The organism is Novosphingobium sp. PhB165, from assembly GCF_004341845.1.
In the GTDB taxonomy this organism is placed as follows: domain Bacteria; phylum Pseudomonadota; class Alphaproteobacteria; order Sphingomonadales; family Sphingomonadaceae; genus Novosphingobium.
In genome coordinates this window covers 587,686-604,077 of sequence record NZ_SLVB01000001.1, presented here as the reverse complement: position 1 = coordinate 604,077, position 16,392 = coordinate 587,686, and the positions used below count along the sequence as shown (strand labels likewise).

Genomic DNA, 16,392 nt, shown 5'->3' with positions numbered 1-16,392 from the left:
ATACATATATAGACTCGCCCCCTGAGCGCGCGCTCAGGCAGGCAGACCCCGCGCCAGCGCCGCATCGCCTACATAAGGGTTGCTGCGGCGCTCCTCGCCGAAGGTGCTGACGGGGCCATGCCCCGGAACGAAGGTCACTTCGTCACCCAGCGGCCAGAGCTGCCCGGTGATCGAGTTCACAAGATCTTCGAGATTGCCGCGCGGGAAGTCCCAGCGTCCGATTCCGCCCTGGAACAGCACGTCGCCCACCATCGCGAACTTGCTGACCGCATGGTGGAACACGACATGGCCCGGCGTATGTCCGGGGCAGTGATAGACATCGAGCTCAAGCTCGCCCACGGTCACCTTGTCGCCGGTATCGAGCCAGCGATCCGGTTCGAACGTATGCGCCTCCATGTTCCAGCGCGGGCCGTCGTCATTGAGCTGCGCGATCCAGAAGCGATCTTCCTCGTGCGGCCCCTCGATGGGAACGCCCATTTCCTTGGCGAACACCCCGGCCATCCCGCAGTGATCGAGATGCCCATGGGTGACGAGAATCTTTTCCAGCGTCACGCCGGTCTGCTCCAGCGCCTTGCGCAGCTTCGGCAAGTCCCCACCGGGATCGACGAAAGCGCCGCGCATGGTCTTCGTGCACCACAAGAGCGAGCAGTTTTGCTGGAGCGGCGTCACGGGAATGATTCCCACGCGCATCGGTCGTTCGTCGGCAGTTTCAGTCATGCCTGCCGAAATGGCCGCAAGCCTTCTCGATTGCAACCGGACTAGATTCGGCCGCCCTTCCAGACGACTCGGCCGATCACCACGATTTCGGCAAGTCCGCAGGTGATGGGGCGATAGGCCGGATTGTCGCTGGATAGCACGACGCGGCCTGCCCCCACCGATCCCAACCGCTTGACCAGCACCGTATCGTCGAGCCGCACGACATGAATGCCGTCGCGCAGCGGCTGCCATTCGCTGTCGACAAGAATCTCGTCACCGTGCCGCAGAGTCGGCTCCATCGAATCGCCCGAGACCGTGATGGCCGAAAGCATTTCCGGGCTCAGGCCCATCGACCGCAGCCACCGGGCCGAGAAACGCAGCGTGCCGAAAACTTCTTCATCCCCGGCATGAGCGCCCGGCCCCGCCGATGCCCCGACGGTCAGGCGCGGAACGCCGACCCATGCCGGTGCCGCGTCGTAATTTTCCTTCGCCTTTCCCAGCTCGCTCTCTTCCACGCCGAAGAAACGGGCGAGCGCGCTTCGGTCCACCTCCTCCAGCTTTTTCGGACTACCTTTCTTAATGAATTGCTGAAGATAGCTCGCATTCTTGCCGATCATCCGGGACAGGGCGGAGAGGCTCACACCCCGCCCATCGGCAAGTTCAAGCAGGCGGCTGCGGGCATCGGCGCTTTCCATAATATAATCCGTACGCGAAGGAAATTTCCTAGACAAGTAGGATTTCAGTTGGAACATTTGGAGAACATAAACCGCCGTCCATAGGAGGACACCCCCAAGATGCTCCTGCGCCAGATAGAGATTTTCCTGCGCACCACCGACATGCCGTGCACCAAGTTCGGCCGACTCGCCGCCGGCGACCCCCGATTCGTTGTCGATTTGCGCAATGGCCGCATGCCGCGTCCCGGCACCGCCGCCCGCGTCGAAAGCTTCATGGCCACTTACAAGGAGGCCGATCATGCGTTCTGAGGCCCTGGATTCCGCATCGCCGCTTACGACCGCCCGCCGCGCGCTGGGTACCGAATCGCACTCCCGCGGGCCCTGGCTGCTGCTGCTTTCGGATGTGCTGCACCTCGCCGGCCCGCGCGCCGAGTTCCAGCGCCATGCCGAACGGCCGTGGAGCAGCGCGACCTTCTCCGGTTCACGCCATACCATCGCGCTGGAATTCACGGGCCGGGACGGTCTCGACGCGGGCGAAGCCCTGATTGCCGCCCTGCCCGACCATGAATTCACTCTGCCCGGCCAGCTTGTGGCCGATGCGACGATCGCCGGAGTCGATCATGTGGCTGGTTCACCGGCATGCATGATCGTGGAGGTGGAATTGCTGCTTCTCGACGAAACCTGACGCTTCGGCTGCGCCCGCCAAAGCGCCGCATATCGATGGGAGTCATCAGTCCGACCACTCCGTCACCCCCGCGCAGGCGGGGGTCCCGCTGCCTCTCAACCTCTCGTGTCGGGCTCAAGAAGCGGGATCCCCGCCTTCGCGGGGATGACGGGAAAATTTGGCGGCCCCTTGCAGCTTTGCCTTAGTATCCCAACGAAAAGTCGACGACGTGCGCGAGCGACTCGCCGCGCACGAATCGGCCAAGATTGGCCAGAAACCGCGCCGCCCCCCGCTCGAACAGCGCATCTTGTGCCCGGCCGGACAAATGCATCGAGACATGCACGTTATCGCGCGACCAGAGCGGGTGGTCGGCCGGTAGCGGTTCCGGTTCGGTCACATCGAGGAACGCGGCGCCAAGATGCCCCGAATCGATGGCGGCAAGCAGCGCGTCCTGTTCGATCACCGTGCCGCGCGCGAAGTTGAGGAAGACCGCCCCTCGCTTCATCGCCGAAAATTCCGTCGCACCGAACATCCGCAGCGTGTCCGGCGTCGACGGCACGATGGCGATCACCCAGTCGAACCCGCCAAGCTTTGCGCGCCATTCACCCGTCCCGAGTTCGCCCGGGCCCGGACTGCGACGCACGCCGGTCACTTCGGCCCCGAAGGCGCGCAGGATTTCTGCAATGCGTCCGCCGATCTCACCCGCACCGACGATCAGGACTTTCGAATCGAGCAACTCGCGCTTGCCGGGCGGCCCCATCAGCCATTCGTGACGATCCTGCGCGCGCACCACGTCGCGCCAGCCCTTGGCTACGGTAAGCATACCCATCACCGCATATTCCGCGACCGACTGCGCGTGGATCCCTGCTCCATTGGTGAGTCGAATGCCCCGCTCGGCCAGAAGTTTCAGCGGCAACCAGTCCACGCCGGAGGACATGGCGTTGTACCAGGCGAGCTTGCCCGCCCGTGCAATGAACTCCCCAGCCACTGCCGGGGGAATAGGATCCAGCCATGCGACATCAGCCCGCGGCGCCAGTTCCAGAAGCTGATCGTGACTCTCGAACCAGAGCGGCTCGACGCCCTCGGGCAAACCCCCTTCCAGCAGCGGCCGCGACCGGGCGTTGATGAGGGCTGCGGTCATTCTTCGTACTCCGGAATTCTGCAAATTCTTGAAGTTAACGAAGATCGGCAAGCGGGGACAGGATGGCAAGGGCCTGTCCAGCAGACATCATTGCGCTTTTCGGCGTGATGATGGCGTCTGCCGCAATAGCACCAGACGAGAGGCGCAGACCCGGGTGCCCTCCATGGAGTCAGCCGAGCTTCCATTCCCAGCCGAGCGGGTCGCCGTCCATCGCTTCCACGCCCTTGGCGGCGAGTTCGTCGCGCAGGGCGTCGGATGTGGCGAAGTCCTTCTCCGCACGCGCGGCCTTGCGGCGGACGAGCACGTCCTCGATCTCGGCCTCGGTGATTTCGGCGGTCTTGGGGCGGATTCGAAGGTCCGCGCGGCCGGTACCGAACAGGTCGAGCCCGAGCACCGAATCCATCGCCTCGATCGCCGCGCGCTTGGCGCCGGGATCGACCTTCTTGGCGGCCAGGACCTCCTCCAGCGCGGTCAGCGCGACGGCGGTGTTGAGATCCTCGCCAATCGCCTTCTCGAACGTTTCGAGCATCGGCGCGAGCTTGGGATGACGGGCATCGCCCGGCTCCACGTCGCCCAGCCGCTCCACCACCATGATCATGCGCTTCAGGCGCACAAGCGCGGCGGCAAGGCCCTCCCACGAGAACTCAAGCTCCGACCGGTAATGCGCCTGAAGGCACATCATGCGGTAGCCAAGCGGATGGTAACCCTTGTCGATCAGCAGTTGCAGCCGCAGGAACTCGCCGGAAGACTTGCTCATCTTGCCGGAGCGTTCGACGAGGAAATTGTTGTGCATCCACAGCTTCGCGCCCGAATTTGCGGGCACGTCGAGGCCATTCGTGCAGCAGAATGCTTGGTTCTGCGCGATCTCGTTGGGGTGATGGATCTCGCGGTGGTCGATGCCGCCGGTGTGGATGTCGAACGGGAAGCCGAGCAGGTCGCCCGACATCACCGAGCATTCGAGATGCCAGCCGGGAGCGCCCCTGCCCCACGGCGAATCCCATTCCATCTGGCGCTTCTCGCCCGCGGGCGTCTTGCGCCAGATCGCGAAGTCGGCGGCATTGCGCTTGCCCTCGACCGCCTCGATGCGCCCTTCCCCCTCATCGGTGACGGCACGCGCGAGGCGGCCGTAGTCGGAGACGGTGGAGACGTCGAAGTAGAGCCCGCTTTCCAATTCGTAGCAGTGGTTTGGCGCGATCTTCTCGGCGAATTCGATCATCTGCGGCACATAGTCGGTCGCGATAGACCACTTGGCCGGCTGGCGGATGTTCAGCGCCTTGATGTCGGCCCAGTAGGCCTGCGTGTAATGCGCGGCGATGTCCCAGATGGATTGGGCCTGCGTCCGCGCCATCTTCTCCATCTTGTCCTCGCCGGCGTCGGCGTCGTCGGTCAGGTGCCCGACATCGGTGATGTTGATGACGTGGGTGAGCTTGTAGCCCGCATGGCTGAGCGTCCGGCCCAGAATGTCCGCGAAGACATAGGCGCGCATATTGCCGATGTGGGGGTAATTGTAGACCGTGGGCCCGCAGCTGTAGACCCGCGCCTCGCCAGCGTGGACAGGCTGGAACGGCTCCAGCTGGCGGGTCAGGCTGTTGAACAGCGTCAAGGACTTCGTTTCGGTCATGACCGAGGGCAATTAGGCAGGAGCCGGGCGCAGTCAAGCCGCGCCCGGCATTACCGTTACTCGAAACCGAGGAACTTCACCTGATCGTCCAGCGCGACGCGGGGGCGATCGAAGGCGTTTACCGGCACATCAAGCCGCTTGCCGATCGAAAGGCCGCAGAACAGCAGGTGCGTCTCGTCCGACACGCCGATATGGTCCTTGATGAGGCGGGCGTAGAGACCCATCCATTCCTGCGGGCAGGAATCGAGGCCTTCCTCGCGCAGCAGCAGCATGATCGTCTGGAGCCACATACCCACGTCCGACCACTGCGGCGGCCCCATGAAACGCTCGAAATAACAGACCAGCAGCGCCGGAGCACCGAACGAGGTGACGTTCTGGTTCATGAATGCCTTGCGGCCCTCACCATCGTCGCGACCGATGCCCATCGCCCCATACATGAAGCCGCCCAGTTCATGCAGACGCGCAGCGTGGCGCGGGGACTGCATCGGGGCCGACCAGTTGTATTCCTCGGGATCCTGCGGCTGGCTGGCCAGCATCTTGTCCTGCAGCGCCTTCAGCGGCTCGCCGGTCAATACGGTCGCTTCCCAAGGCTGGAAGTTGCAGCCCGAAGGCGCCATGCGCGCCTTGTCGAGCACGCGGCGCAGCACGTCGAGGCTCACCGGCTCGTCGCTGAATGCGCGGATCGAGCGGCGGCTGAGGACGGCGTCAGTGACGTTCATGAATTTCCCTTCGTTGGCGACAGTTTGCAAACCGCCGCCGAACTTGGGACCGGGCGGTACAGATACAATACCGCCCGGTAGAAAAATCACTCTTCTTCGAACAGTCCCGCCAACTGCTCGATCATCGTGCCGCCAAGCTGCTCTGCGTCCATGATCGTGACGGCACGGCGGTAATAGCGCGTGACGTCATGGCCGATGCCGATGGCGACAAGCTGGACCGGGCTCTTCGCCTCGATCCATTCGATCACGCGGCGCAGGTGCGCCTCCAGATAACCGGCCGAGTTCACCGAGAGCGTCGAATCGTCGACCGGCGCGCCGTCGGAGATCACCATGAGGATACGGCGATCCTCCTGCCGGGCGAGCAAGCGGCTGTGCGCCCAGAGCAGGGCCTCGCCGTCGATGTTTTCCTTGAGCAGGCCCTCGCGCATCATCAGGCCAAGGTTCTTGCGCGCGCGGCGCCAGGGTTCGTCGGCCTTCTTGTAGATGATGTGCCGCAAGTCGTTGAGGCGGCCGGGATGCGCGGGGCGGCCGCTCGCCAGCCAGGATTCGCGGCTCTGTCCGCCCTTCCAGGCGCGCGTGGTGAAGCCGAGAATCTCGACCTTCACGCCGCAGCGCTCCAGCGTGCGCGCCATCACGTCCGCGCTGATCGCCGCGATGGAGATCGGGCGTCCGCGCATCGAACCCGAATTGTCGAGCAACAGAGTGACGACGGTGTCCTTGAACTCGACATCGCGCTCGATCTTGTAGGACAGCGACTGGCCGGGCGAGACGACGACACGGGCCAGCCGCGCGGCATCGAGCATGCCCTCTTCCTGATCGAAGTCCCAGGACCGGTTCTGCTGCGCCATCAGGCGGCGCTGGAGCCGGTTGGCAAGGCGCGTCACCACCACGCCCTGAAGCCCCTTGAGCTGCGCGTCGAGATAGGCGCGCAGGCGCGTCAGCTCTTCCTCGTCGCAGAGGTCGGCGGCGCTGGTTACTTCGTCGAAAGCCTCGGTGAAGACCTTGTAGTCGAAGCTGTCGGGAATGTCCGTCCACGGCCGGTTGGGCCGGACGGGGAGCATGCCCTCCTCGCCTTCCTGCCCTTCCTCGCCCTCGTCCATGTCCTCGGAATTTTCGCCCTCGGCCTCGCTCTCGCCTTCGTCCTGACCTTGCGAGGGTTCGGCGGCGGCTTCGGCGGGCTGTTCCTCGCGCCCGCTTTCGTCGCCGGTCTCGTCGTCCTCGGTCTCCTCGTCGCCGTCCATGTCGTCGGCGTCCTCGGGCGGCATGTCGATTTCATCGGCCTGCGTCATCTCGAGATGCGCGAGCATGTCGAGCGAGAGCTTCTGGAAAGCCTTCTGATCCTCCAGCAGTCCCGCGAGCGCGTCGAAATCGGCAGCCGCCTTCGATTCGATCCAGCGGCGGACCATGGCGACGCCGGTCTGGGCTGCCTCGGGCACGGGCTGTCCGGTCAGGCGTTCGCGCAGCATCAGCGCCAACGCGGTCGGCACCGGCACTTTGTCCGGACTGTCGGCACGGGAGATCGGATCGGTCGCGATGCGCGCTTCGAGCGAGGCGTCGAGATTGTCGCGCATGCCGGCATAGGCATTGGCGCCCAGCGCTTCGTAGCGCACGGCCTCCACCGCGTCGTAGCAGGCCCGCGCCGAAGGCTCGCTGGGGGCATGGCGCATGTGCAGACGGTCGTCATGATGGCGCAGCCGCAGCGCGAAGCTGTCGGCATAGCCGCGCGCCTGCATCGCCGCGCCGCGCGGGACCGAACGGCCCGGCATCGGAACGCGGAAGGTTCCGCCGCTGGCACTGGGGGCATCCGCCGTCCAGTTGACCTCGACCTCGGCATCCTGCGCAATGGCGCGCGAGGCGCCGGTCAGCGCGAATTTGAAGCGATCGACGGGTGTTTCATCGGACATGACCGCTCAATGGCGTCATAGCCGCGCCTGTGCAAGCCGCCGCTATGCAAAACGCCGGAGGCGCGATGCACCTCCGGCGTTGAATTTGCTGGCCTTGCGCCGGCCCACCCGAAGGTGGGCTTATTTTAAGAGCGCGGCTATCAGAGCGACTGGCCGGTCTTGGCCCAGTCCGCCATGAAGCCTTCGATGCCCTTGTCGGTGAGGACATGCTTGACGAGGTTCTTGATGACCGCCGGCGGCATCGTCGCAACGTCGGCGCCGATGCGTGCGCATTCGAGCACGTGGACCGGGTGGCGGATCGAGGCGGCGAGGATCTCGGTCTCGTAGGCGTAGTTGTCGTAGATCAGGCGGATGTCGCGGATCAGGTCCATGCCGTCGAAGCCGTTGTCGTCGTGACGGCCAACGAAGGGCGAGACGAACGAAGCGCCGGCCTTGGCAGCGAGCAGCGCCTGATTGGCCGAGAAGCACAGCGTTACATTGACCATGGTGCCGTCGCTGGTGAGCGCCTTGCAGGTCTTCAGGCCGTCGAAGGTGAGCGGAACCTTGATGCAGACGTTGTCCGCGATCTTGCGGAGGATTTCGGCCTCGCGCATCATGCCTGCGTGGTCGAGAGCGACGACTTCGGCGCTGACCGGACCATGGGTGAGGCCGCAGATTTCCTTGGTGACTTCGATGAAGTCACGGCCGGACTTGGCGATCAGCGACGGGTTGGTGGTCACGCCGTCGAGCAGGCCGGTGGCGGCAAGGTCGGCGATTTCGGCGGTGTCGGCGGTGTCGACGAAGAACTTCATGGCACAAATCCTGTGATGGGGCCCGTAACGGCAGTTCGGCGCGAGCGAGGGATCCAGCGCCGATTCTGGCGCCCGCTATAGGCAAGCGCGCCCAATCTGAACACCCCGCCGAAAACGGGAGCCGGCCAGCGCTGGTTTTTGAAGCCGGTGTTTGAACGCGCGGATGAATTCGGTGCCGACTGACCGCATCATCAAGATGCGAGCACTCGATATTGATGACGTCATTGATGGCACCGCCCGAATTTCATCGCCTCGTCGCCCCCGCGAAGGCGGGGGCCCCGCTTCTTGGCGAGCTCTCGTCTTGCACAAGAAGCGGGATCCCCGCCTTCGCGGGGATGACGGGATTCTGATGGAACAGTCTGTGCGGCCGGAAAGGCGCAATCCTTCCGGAATATCGCAATGACTAAGCAGGATTTTTTCGTTCGAATTCGCCCCGATCCGCCTTAGCCGCCCTTCAGCGCACCGATCAGCACGGCGTCGTTGGTCTGCGCGGGATCTTGCCGGATCGCGGCTTCGGCCGAGCCGATCTCGTACCAGATCGAATTGTCGGCCTCGATCGCGAGGGCATGCGCGGCATCGGTGATCGTCACGCCCTTGAGCGCGGCGATCGCCTGGCCCAGCGTGGGATCGGTGGTCTGCTGCATGGCCCGCTCGATCCCCGGCATCATCGCGTTGACGACGCCCGGCCCCACGGCCTTGCGCAGCAGCGTGGTGGCCTCGGTCCTGCCCCCGCGCAGCACTCCCGCGGCGTTGGGAATGGCCATGTCCTTCGCCGTCTGCGACACCACCGAGGCGGCCGCCCCGGCGCTCTGGCTGGCAATCGTGTTGAGCTGATGCTGAAGCTGTTCGCGGAATTTCGGCGATTTCAGTACGGCCGATTTGGTCGAACCGGTGCGGGTGAACAGCACCGGCAGCGGAATGCGCGCGACCGGGCTGGTCCAGAAGCCATCGGGCTGCACCAGCCAGGTAAAGGCCCGCTCGGAAGAATAGCGCATCAGGCGCCGTACCGGCTCGGCATCGGCGGGGCTGCTTCCGGGCAGACCCATTGTTGCGCATCCGGAAAGCATGCCGGTCAGCGCAAGGCCGCCCACCACCACCAACCCGCCCAACATCGTGCGGCGGGCCATTCTGTAGTCGTTCTGCTGCCCGACCGATTCAGGCGATCCCCAATTCACCATCATCATCTCCTTCACGTGCCCTTGTCCGAGTGCCTATATGCATTTCAGATGAAACGCATTCGAATCCTTGTCTTCAATGCCGCGCTGGGCGTGCTCGACTATCGCGTGCCCGAAGGCATGGCGGTCGAATACGGATCCGTGGTGATCGCGCCGCTCGGCCCCCGGCAAGTGCTGGGGATCGTGTGGGAAGCAGAACGCCTGAGCGCGCAGGAAGTGCCTGAAAGCAAACTACGTCCGATTCTGGAAGTGCTGCCGGTGCCCCCTCTCCCCACCCGGCTGCGGCGGCTGATCGAGTGGACGGCGGATTACTACTGCGCCTCGTTGTCTTCGGTGGCCCGCATGGCGCTGGGCTCGATGGCCGCGCTGCGCGGCGGCGGGACGACCACCGAATACCGGCTGACAGGCGCGGAACCCGCCCGCCTCACCCCGCAGCGCGCCGCCGCACTGGATGCGTTGCAGGGGGAGCAGGCCTCGATCAAGGAACTGGCCGAACTGGCCTCGGTTTCCGACGGCGTGCTGCGCGGCATGGTCGGCGCGGGGCTGCTGGAGCCGGTGGTGGTCGACCTCGACCGACCCTATCCGCGCGCCAATCCGGCATTCGCGGTGCCCGAACTCTCGGAAGGGCAACAGGCCGCTGCGGACATTTTCGTCGAGGCGGTGCGCGGGGACAAGTTCGCGCCCTTCCTGCTCGACGGCGTTACCGGATCGGGCAAGACCGAGACCTATTTCGAAGCCGTGGCCGAAGCGCTGCGGCTCGGCAGGCAGGTCTTGGTGCTGCTGCCCGAGATCGCGCTCACCGAAAATTTCCTCCGCCGGTTCGAGCATCGCTTCGGTGTGCCGCCGATCCTCTGGCACTCCTCGCTCAAGTCCAGCGAGCGGCGCCGCGCGTGGCGTTCGATCGTTCTAGGTAACGCTCAGGTCATTGTAGGTGCCCGCTCGGCGCTGTTCCTGCCTTACGCGAATCTGGGCCTTGTCGTGGTCGACGAGGCGCACGAAATCTCGTTCAAGCAGGACGACGGCGTGCGCTACAACGCCCGCGATGTGGCGGTGATGCGCGCCAAGTTCGAGGCGTTTCCGGTCATTCTCGCCAGTGCCACTCCGGCGCTGGAATCGATGCAGCTGGCCGAAGCCGGGGTCTATCGCAAGATCGACCTGCCCGCCCGCTTCGGCGGCGCGCAATTGCCCGATATCCAGATCCTCGACTTGCGCAAGGAAGCGCCCGAGCGCGGCAAATGGCTGGCTCCCCGGCTTGTCGAGGAGATGAAGGCCCGTCTCGCGCGCGGTGAACAATCGCTGCTGTTTCTCAACCGCCGGGGCTATGCGCCGCTGACGCTATGCCGCCATTGCGGCTATCGATTCCAATGCCCGAACTGCACGGCATGGCTGGTGGAGCACCGGTTTTCCAAGCGGCTTGCCTGCCACCACTGCGGCCACGAAGTGCCGGTACCGGACGCCTGCCCCGAATGCGGAACGGGTGACTGCCTCGTCGCCTGTGGCCCCGGCGTCGAGCGGATTGCCGACGAAGTGGCGGAAATCCTGCCCGAAGCGCGCGTGGCGCTGGTGACGTCGGACACGATGAACACGGCAGAGGCGATGAACGAATTCGTCGCCAAGGCGGAGAACAAGGCAATCGACGTGATCGTCGGCACCCAGCTCGTCACCAAGGGCTACCATTTCCCCGAACTGACATTGGTCGGGGTGGTCGATGCCGATCTCGGGCTGGAAGGCGGCGATTTGCGGGCGGCCGAGCGCACGTACCAGCAAGTCGCGCAGGTCGCCGGGCGTGCCGGTCGCGGCGAAAAGCCAGGCGAAGTGCTGATCCAGACGCGGCATCCCGAGGCCGCCGTGATCGCCGCCCTCGCCGCCGGGGATCGCGATGCTTTCTATAGTGCCGAGATCGAGGCCCGGCGCGACGCCAATGCCCCGCCCTTCGGCCGATGGGCAGCAATCATCGTATCGTCCGAGGATCAGGCCGAAGCGAAAGCCGCCGCTCGCGCGATCGGCGGCACCGCGCCCAACCATCCCGACATGCTGGTGCTGGGCCCTGCTCCGGCGCCGCTCTCGCTGCTGCGCGGACGCCACCGCTTCCGCCTGCTCATCAACGCCCGCCGCTCCGCCGAATTGCAGAAGATGCTGCGCGAATGGCTGGAGCCGCTGCAATTCCCGCGCGGCGTGCGCGTGAATATCGATATCGACCCCTACAGTTTCGTCTGAGCGTTCTCGCGCCGGAGCAGCTCGCGCTTGATCGCCTCGCCATAGGCATAGCCGCCAATCGCGCCGTCGGAGCGGATCACGCGGTGGCAGGGGATCAGCACGGCGACATTGTTGGCGCCATTGGCCGAGCCCGCCGCCCGTACCGCGCCGGGTTTGCCCACTGCGGCGGCGATCTGCGCGTAAGTCCGCGTTTCTCCCGCCGGAATGCGCTGCAATTCGCGCCAGACTGTCTGCTGGAAGGCCGTGCCCTGCACGTCTAGCGGGATCCGCTGCGAATGCTCGGGCTGCTCGACTGCGGCGACGACATCCTCAAGCAGCCGCGCGAAATCCTCGCCGCCCTCGATCAGTTCCGCCTTGGGAAAGCGCGCGGCCAGATCCTCGCGGTCTTCGTCGAACGACAGACGGCAGACGCCCCGGTCGGTCGCGGCGACCAGCATCCGTCCCAGCGTCGTGGCAACGACTGCCCAGTGGATCCGCACGCCGCCGCCGCCATCCCGCCATGCCGAAGGTGCCATACCCAGACGCTCGGCGCTGCTTTCATAAAAGCGTGAAGGCGCACTGAAACCGGCCTCATGGATAGCCTCGGTCACGCTCGCACCGCCGCTGAGCGCCTCACCTGCCCGTTCGAACCGCCGCGCGCGGCCATATTCGGCGGGTGAGAGCCCGACCGCGCGCTTGAACACGCGCTGGAAATGCGTGGGGCTGTAGCCCACCGTCTCGGCCAGTTCGGCCAGCCCCGGCGCGGTATCGCCTACCTCGTCCAACATCGCCAGTGCGCGGGTGACTGCCTCCTCGTCGCGCGACACGTCGTTCGGGCGGCACCGCAGGCAAGCCCTCAGCCCCGCACGCTCGGCCTCGGCCGGTTCGGCGAAGAAGCGGACGTTCTCGCGCCGGGGATGGCGCGCGGAACACGAGGGGCGGCAATAGATGCCGGTGGAAAGGACGCCGGTAACGAAGCGCCCGTCGAATTTCCGATCCCGCGCCAGCACAGCCTGCCAGGCACGCTCGTCGTCTGGTTTGGCAACAGTATGTGTCACAGTCCGTCTCCCTCGCGTTCGATCCGCGCGGCGAAGCAGCCATGGGCAGCATTGTGCGCGTGGATGCAAGCGACCTCCGGATCGGAGAACAGCGAACTTATGCCCGCCTCCACCGTGCCGGGTGCGGCAAGAAGTGCGTGAACCATCATTCCATCGCGATCGAAACCACGCAGCGACATCGTCCTTCCCTCGAACACCGGCGGGAGCCGATCGACGAAGGGTTCGGCCTCGCTCGCACCTTCCCGAATATATATCGCATGCGCGGTGCGGTAAGGATTGGCGACTTCGTGGCTCACGAAATTCACGAGCAGGACGCGCTCGCCCGCCTCGGCATCCCGCAAACTGACGCGGCACGGATAGCCGGAATCGCTGTCCGCAATGAGACGCCGCGCTCCGGAATCAATGAGTTCCCGGTCGTTCATGGAGAAATAGTGGGTAAACGGGGCCGTTCGCAGGCCAACGATTCGATAGGTCATGAAAAACTCCGGTCTCGCTTCACCGGAACTTCTGCAGCACTGAAACCAACGGCGCTTCCCGTGCCTTGCTTTCAAACCGCTTTTTTAGGCATTGTCCCCAAGCGCCCTCCCGCGCCTTGCATAGTAACACTATCGTCGCTATGCGCGCCCCGTCTGCGGGCCGGGGGGCACGTTATATTCGTGTACCCAAGTGCCTCAGCCCACCCGATGTAAGGATAGGACACGCGTGGAGAATTCCGGCGGCATCAAAGCCAGCTTGCAAGGGCGCTACGCTTCGGCGCTGTTTGACCTTGCCAGCGAGAACGGCGTCGTAACGAACGTCGAGGGCGACCTCGACCGTATCGGCGCTGCGATCAAGGAAAACGGCGACCTCGCCGACCTGATTCGCAACCCCGAAATCAGCCGCAAGGCGGCCGGTGCGGCCATGGAGGCTGTTGCCGACGTGCTTGGCCTCTCCGCCCTGACGAAGAACTTCGTCGGCGTGCTGGCGGCCAATCGCCGCCTTTCCGCGCTGCCCCAGATCATTCGTGCCTTCGCAGCGATCGCCGCCGCCCAGCGCGGTGAGGCTACTGCCGAAGTCACCACGGCGCACCCGCTCAACGACGCTCAGGTCGAAGAGCTGCGCCAGAAGCTGGAACTGCGCGAGGGCCGCAAGATCAGCGTGAAGACCAGCGTGGACGCCGATCTGCTCGGCGGCCTTGTCGTCACCATCGGCTCCAAGCGCATCGACAGCTCGATCCGCACCCGTCTCAATTCGCTCGCCCAGGCCATGAAGGGCTAAGAAAGGCACCACAATGGACATCCGCGCCGCAGAAATCTCGAAGGTCATCAAGGACCAGATCGCCAATTTCGGCACCGAAGCCCAGGTTTCGGAAGTCGGTTCCGTGCTCTCGGTGGGTGACGGCATCGCCCGCATCCACGGCCTCGACAAGGTCCAGGCCGGCGAAATGGTCGAATTCGCCAACGGTGTGCAGGGCATGGCCCTCAACCTCGAAGCCGACAACGTCGGCGTCGTGATCTTCGGCTCGGACGCCGAGATCAAGGAAGGCGACAGCGTCAAGCGCACCAACACCATCGTCGACGTTCCCGTCGGCAAGGGCCTGCTCGGCCGCGTGGTGGACGCTCTCGGCAACCCGATCGACGGCAAGGGCCCGATCGTTGCTGAAAAGCGCGCCCGCGTCGAAGCCAAGGCTCCCGGCATCATCCCGCGCAAGTCGGTGCACGAGCCCGTGCAGACCGGCCTGAAGGCGATCGACGCCCTCGTTCCCGTCGGCCGTGGCCAGCGCGAGCTGATCATCGGTGACCGCCAGACCGGCAAGACCGCTGTCGCGATCGATACCTTCATCAACCAGAAGGAAGCGAACGCCGGCACCGACGAATCCAAGAAGCTCTACTGCATCTACGTCGCCGTCGGCCAGAAGCGCTCGACCGTTGCGCAGATCGTGCGTCAGCTCGAAGAAAACGGCGCGATGGAATACTCCATCGTCATCGCCGCTACCGCTTCGGAGCCCGCTCCGCTGCAGTACCTCGCGCCCTACACCGGCGCCGCGATGGGCGAGTTCTTCCGCGACAACGCGATGCACGCCGTGATCGTGTACGACGACCTTTCCAAGCAGGCCGTCGCCTACCGTCAGATGTCGCTCCTGCTGCGTCGTCCTCCGGGCCGCGAAGCTTACCCGGGCGACGTGTTCTATCTCCACAGCCGCCTGCTTGAGCGCGCTGCGAAGATGAACGACGAGAACGGCAACGGCTCGCTCACCGCGCTTCCGATCATCGAAACGCAGGCCGGCGACGTTTCGGCCTACATTCCGACCAACGTGATCTCGATCACCGACGGCCAGATCTTCCTTGAAACCGGCCTGTTCTACCAGGGCATCCGTCCGGCCATCAACGTGGGTCTGTCGGTGTCGCGCGTCGGCGGTTCGGCACAGACCAAGGCGATGAAGAAGGTTGCCGGCTCGATCAAGCTGGAGCTGGCGCAGTACCGCGAAATGGCGGCCTTCGCCCAGTTCGGTTCGGACCTCGACGCTTCGACCCAGAAGCTCCTCAACCGCGGTGCGCGCCTGACCGAGCTGCTCAAGCAGAAGCAGTTCTCGCCGCTGAAGTTCGAAGAGCAGACGCTGTCGATCTTCGCCGGCACCAACGGCTACCTCGATGCCCTGCCGGTTTCGAAGGTCACCGAGTACGAAGCCGAAATGCTCGACTTCATGCACGAGAAGCACGCCGACGTTCTCGAACTGATCCGTTCGACCAAGGACTTCGGTGACGAAGCCAAGGCGAAGACCAAGGCTGCGCTCGACGCGTTCGCCAAGCAGTTCGCCTGAGATTGACCTGATCCTCCGTTCCGGCTGCCATCGCGGCGGCCGGGGCGGAAAACGGAGAGAAACGAGTGGCTTCGCTCAAGGAACTCAAAGGCCGCATCAACTCGGTCAAGTCGACCCAGAAGATCACCAAGGCCAAGCAGATGGTCGCCGCGGCCAAGCTGCGCAAGGCGCAGGCCGCCGCGGAGTCCGCGCGTCCCTACGCCGCGCGTCTCGCCGAGGTGATGGGATCGCTCGCCAGCAAGATCACGGTCAGCGAGAACAGCCCCAAGCTGCTCGCCGGCACCGGCAGCGACAAGGTGCACCTGCTCGTCGTCGCGAACTCGGACAAGGGTCTGTGCGGCGCGTTCAACTCGAATATCGTCAAGGCCGCACGCGTCAAGGCGCGTGAGCTGGAAGCACAGGGCAAGACCGTCCTGTTCTACCTCGTCGGTCGCAAGGGTCGCGCGCCGCTGCGTCGCGAATTCCCCAAGCAGATCGCGCACATGTTCGACACCACCGACGTGCGCGACCCCGGCTTCAACGAAGCCGAGCGCATCGCCGACGAACTGGTCGCCATGTACGAGGCCGGCAAGTTCGACGTCGCACACCTGTTCTACTCGAAGTTCCGCTCGGCGCTTCTGCAGGAGCCGACCGACCAGCAGATCATCCCGGTGCCCGCCCCCAAGGCGGTCGTGGCCGGTGATGCCGTGACCGAATACGAGCCGGAAGAGGAAGAAATCCTCGCCGCGCTGCTGCCGCGCTACCTGCGCACGCAGATCTTCGGTGCGCTGCTGGAGAACGCCGCTTCCGAACAGGGCGCGTCGATGACCGCCATGGACAACGCCACGCGCAACGCCGGCGACCTGATCCAGAAGCTGACGATCCAGTACAACCGCAGCCGTCAGGCCGCGATCACCACCGAACTCATCGAAATCATTGCTGGCGCGGAAGCGCTGTAAGTCACCGCAGGCAAG

The 16,392-nt window shown here is 64.8% G+C and carries 16 protein-coding genes; 6 read left to right on the top strand and 10 right to left on the bottom strand.

Going from position 1 to position 16,392, the window contains the following annotated elements:
- Nucleotides 1-33: 33 nt before the first annotated feature.
- Nucleotides 34-717: an MBL fold metallo-hydrolase gene (locus tag EDF56_RS02940; protein WP_132385220.1), complete on the bottom strand. Its 684-nt coding sequence runs from the start codon at nucleotides 715-717 to the stop codon at nucleotides 34-36.
- 41 nt (nucleotides 718-758) lie between these two features.
- Nucleotides 759-1,313, bottom strand: coding sequence for a S24 family peptidase (locus EDF56_RS02935; protein ID WP_347812967.1), 555 nt, complete (start codon nucleotides 1,311-1,313; stop codon nucleotides 759-761).
- 177 nt (nucleotides 1,314-1,490) lie between these two features.
- Here EDF56_RS02935 and EDF56_RS26310 point away from each other — a divergent pair, with 177 nt between their 5' ends.
- Both EDF56_RS26310 and EDF56_RS02925 read left to right on the top strand, forming a co-directional pair.
- Complete coding sequence (locus tag EDF56_RS26310) at nucleotides 1,491-1,679, top strand: hypothetical protein (protein ID WP_132385218.1); 189 nt, start codon at nucleotides 1,491-1,493, stop codon at nucleotides 1,677-1,679.
- Nucleotides 1,669-2,055: a hypothetical protein gene (locus EDF56_RS02925; protein WP_243652352.1), complete on the top strand. Its 387-nt coding sequence runs from the start codon at nucleotides 1,669-1,671 to the stop codon at nucleotides 2,053-2,055. Before EDF56_RS26310 ends, EDF56_RS02925 begins: the two co-directional genes overlap by 11 nt.
- A 181-nt stretch (nucleotides 2,056-2,236) precedes the next feature.
- Here the strand turns inward: EDF56_RS02925 and EDF56_RS02920 are convergent, their stop codons facing one another.
- The 6 genes from EDF56_RS02920 to EDF56_RS02895 form a co-directional block, all read right to left on the bottom strand.
- Nucleotides 2,237-3,175, bottom strand: a complete 939-nt coding sequence (locus EDF56_RS02920; protein WP_132385217.1) for a D-2-hydroxyacid dehydrogenase — start codon at nucleotides 3,173-3,175, stop codon at nucleotides 2,237-2,239.
- A 169-nt stretch (nucleotides 3,176-3,344) separates the two neighbouring features.
- Nucleotides 3,345-4,796 carry a cysteine--tRNA ligase gene (gene cysS / locus EDF56_RS02915; RefSeq protein ID WP_132385216.1) on the bottom strand — a complete coding sequence of 484 codons (1,452 nt, stop codon included), beginning with the start codon at nucleotides 4,794-4,796 and terminating at the stop codon, nucleotides 3,345-3,347.
- A 56-nt stretch (nucleotides 4,797-4,852) separates the two neighbouring features.
- Nucleotides 4,853-5,515, bottom strand: coding sequence for a nitroreductase (locus tag EDF56_RS02910; RefSeq protein WP_132385215.1), 663 nt, complete (start codon nucleotides 5,513-5,515; stop codon nucleotides 4,853-4,855).
- Nucleotides 5,516-5,601: 86 nt separating this feature from the next.
- Nucleotides 5,602-7,419, bottom strand: a complete 1,818-nt coding sequence (gene cobT, locus EDF56_RS02905) for a cobaltochelatase subunit CobT (protein WP_132385214.1) — start codon at nucleotides 7,417-7,419, stop codon at nucleotides 5,602-5,604.
- 140 nt (nucleotides 7,420-7,559) lie between these two features.
- Nucleotides 7,560-8,210: a fructose-6-phosphate aldolase gene (gene fsa / locus EDF56_RS02900; protein WP_132385213.1), complete on the bottom strand. Its 651-nt coding sequence runs from the start codon at nucleotides 8,208-8,210 to the stop codon at nucleotides 7,560-7,562.
- 443 nt (nucleotides 8,211-8,653) lie between these two features.
- Nucleotides 8,654-9,388, bottom strand: coding sequence for a DUF4197 family protein (locus EDF56_RS02895; protein WP_243652351.1), 735 nt, complete (start codon nucleotides 9,386-9,388; stop codon nucleotides 8,654-8,656).
- A 48-nt stretch (nucleotides 9,389-9,436) separates the two neighbouring features.
- Here EDF56_RS02895 and EDF56_RS02890 point away from each other — a divergent pair, with 48 nt between their 5' ends.
- Complete coding sequence (locus EDF56_RS02890) at nucleotides 9,437-11,602, top strand: primosomal protein N' (protein WP_132385212.1); 2,166 nt, start codon at nucleotides 9,437-9,439, stop codon at nucleotides 11,600-11,602.
- Here EDF56_RS02890 and ada read toward each other — a convergent pair.
- Nucleotides 11,587-12,639 carry a bifunctional DNA-binding transcriptional regulator/O6-methylguanine-DNA methyltransferase Ada gene (gene ada / locus EDF56_RS02885; protein ID WP_132385211.1) on the bottom strand — a complete coding sequence of 351 codons (1,053 nt, stop codon included), beginning with the start codon at nucleotides 12,637-12,639 and terminating at the stop codon, nucleotides 11,587-11,589. The genes EDF56_RS02890 and ada overlap by 16 nt on opposite strands.
- Nucleotides 12,636-13,115: a DUF1203 domain-containing protein gene (locus EDF56_RS02880; protein WP_132385210.1), complete on the bottom strand. Its 480-nt coding sequence runs from the start codon at nucleotides 13,113-13,115 to the stop codon at nucleotides 12,636-12,638. Before EDF56_RS02880 ends, ada begins: the two co-directional genes overlap by 4 nt.
- Nucleotides 13,116-13,341: 226 nt before the next feature.
- On the opposite strand from EDF56_RS02880, the gene EDF56_RS02875 reads away from it, so the two are divergent.
- From EDF56_RS02875 to EDF56_RS02865, 3 genes are all read left to right on the top strand, one after another.
- On the top strand, nucleotides 13,342-13,896 hold the full coding sequence (locus tag EDF56_RS02875) for a F0F1 ATP synthase subunit delta (RefSeq protein ID WP_132385209.1): 555 nt from the start codon (nucleotides 13,342-13,344) through the stop codon (nucleotides 13,894-13,896).
- Between the two features lie 13 nt (nucleotides 13,897-13,909).
- Nucleotides 13,910-15,439, top strand: coding sequence for a F0F1 ATP synthase subunit alpha (atpA, locus tag EDF56_RS02870; protein WP_132385208.1), 1,530 nt, complete (start codon nucleotides 13,910-13,912; stop codon nucleotides 15,437-15,439).
- Nucleotides 15,440-15,504: 65 nt separating this feature from the next.
- Entirely contained in the window at nucleotides 15,505-16,377 is an 873-nt protein-coding gene (locus EDF56_RS02865; RefSeq protein WP_132385207.1) for a F0F1 ATP synthase subunit gamma, read from the top strand.
- The last annotated feature ends 15 nt before the right edge of the window (nucleotides 16,378-16,392 follow it).

Excerpts from the sequence above, each read along its gene's own strand:
- atpA (WP_132385208.1), top strand. The coding sequence starts at position 13,910 with ATGGACATCCGCGCCGCAGAAATCTCGAAGGTCATCAAGGACCAGATC.
- cobT (WP_132385214.1), bottom strand. The coding sequence starts at position 7,419 with ATGTCCGATGAAACACCCGTCGATCGCTTCAAATTCGCGCTGACCGGC.
- EDF56_RS02910 (WP_132385215.1), bottom strand. The coding sequence starts at position 5,515 with ATGAACGTCACTGACGCCGTCCTCAGCCGCCGCTCGATCCGCGCATTC.
- cysS (WP_132385216.1), bottom strand. The coding sequence starts at position 4,796 with ATGACCGAAACGAAGTCCTTGACGCTGTTCAACAGCCTGACCCGCCAG.
- EDF56_RS02925 (WP_243652352.1), top strand. The coding sequence starts at position 1,669 with ATGCGTTCTGAGGCCCTGGATTCCGCATCGCCGCTTACGACCGCCCGC.
- EDF56_RS02940 (WP_132385220.1), bottom strand. The coding sequence starts at position 717 with ATGACTGAAACTGCCGACGAACGACCGATGCGCGTGGGAATCATTCCC.
- EDF56_RS02880 (WP_132385210.1), bottom strand. The coding sequence starts at position 13,115 with ATGACCTATCGAATCGTTGGCCTGCGAACGGCCCCGTTTACCCACTAT.
- EDF56_RS02895 (WP_243652351.1), bottom strand. The coding sequence starts at position 9,388 with ATGGTGAATTGGGGATCGCCTGAATCGGTCGGGCAGCAGAACGACTAC.
- EDF56_RS02890 (WP_132385212.1), top strand. The coding sequence starts at position 9,437 with ATGAAACGCATTCGAATCCTTGTCTTCAATGCCGCGCTGGGCGTGCTC.
- EDF56_RS02935 (WP_347812967.1), bottom strand. The coding sequence starts at position 1,313 with ATGATCGGCAAGAATGCGAGCTATCTTCAGCAATTCATTAAGAAAGGT.
- EDF56_RS26310 (WP_132385218.1), top strand. The coding sequence starts at position 1,491 with ATGCTCCTGCGCCAGATAGAGATTTTCCTGCGCACCACCGACATGCCG.
- EDF56_RS02920 (WP_132385217.1), bottom strand. The coding sequence starts at position 3,175 with ATGACCGCAGCCCTCATCAACGCCCGGTCGCGGCCGCTGCTGGAAGGG.
- fsa (WP_132385213.1), bottom strand. The coding sequence starts at position 8,210 with ATGAAGTTCTTCGTCGACACCGCCGACACCGCCGAAATCGCCGACCTT.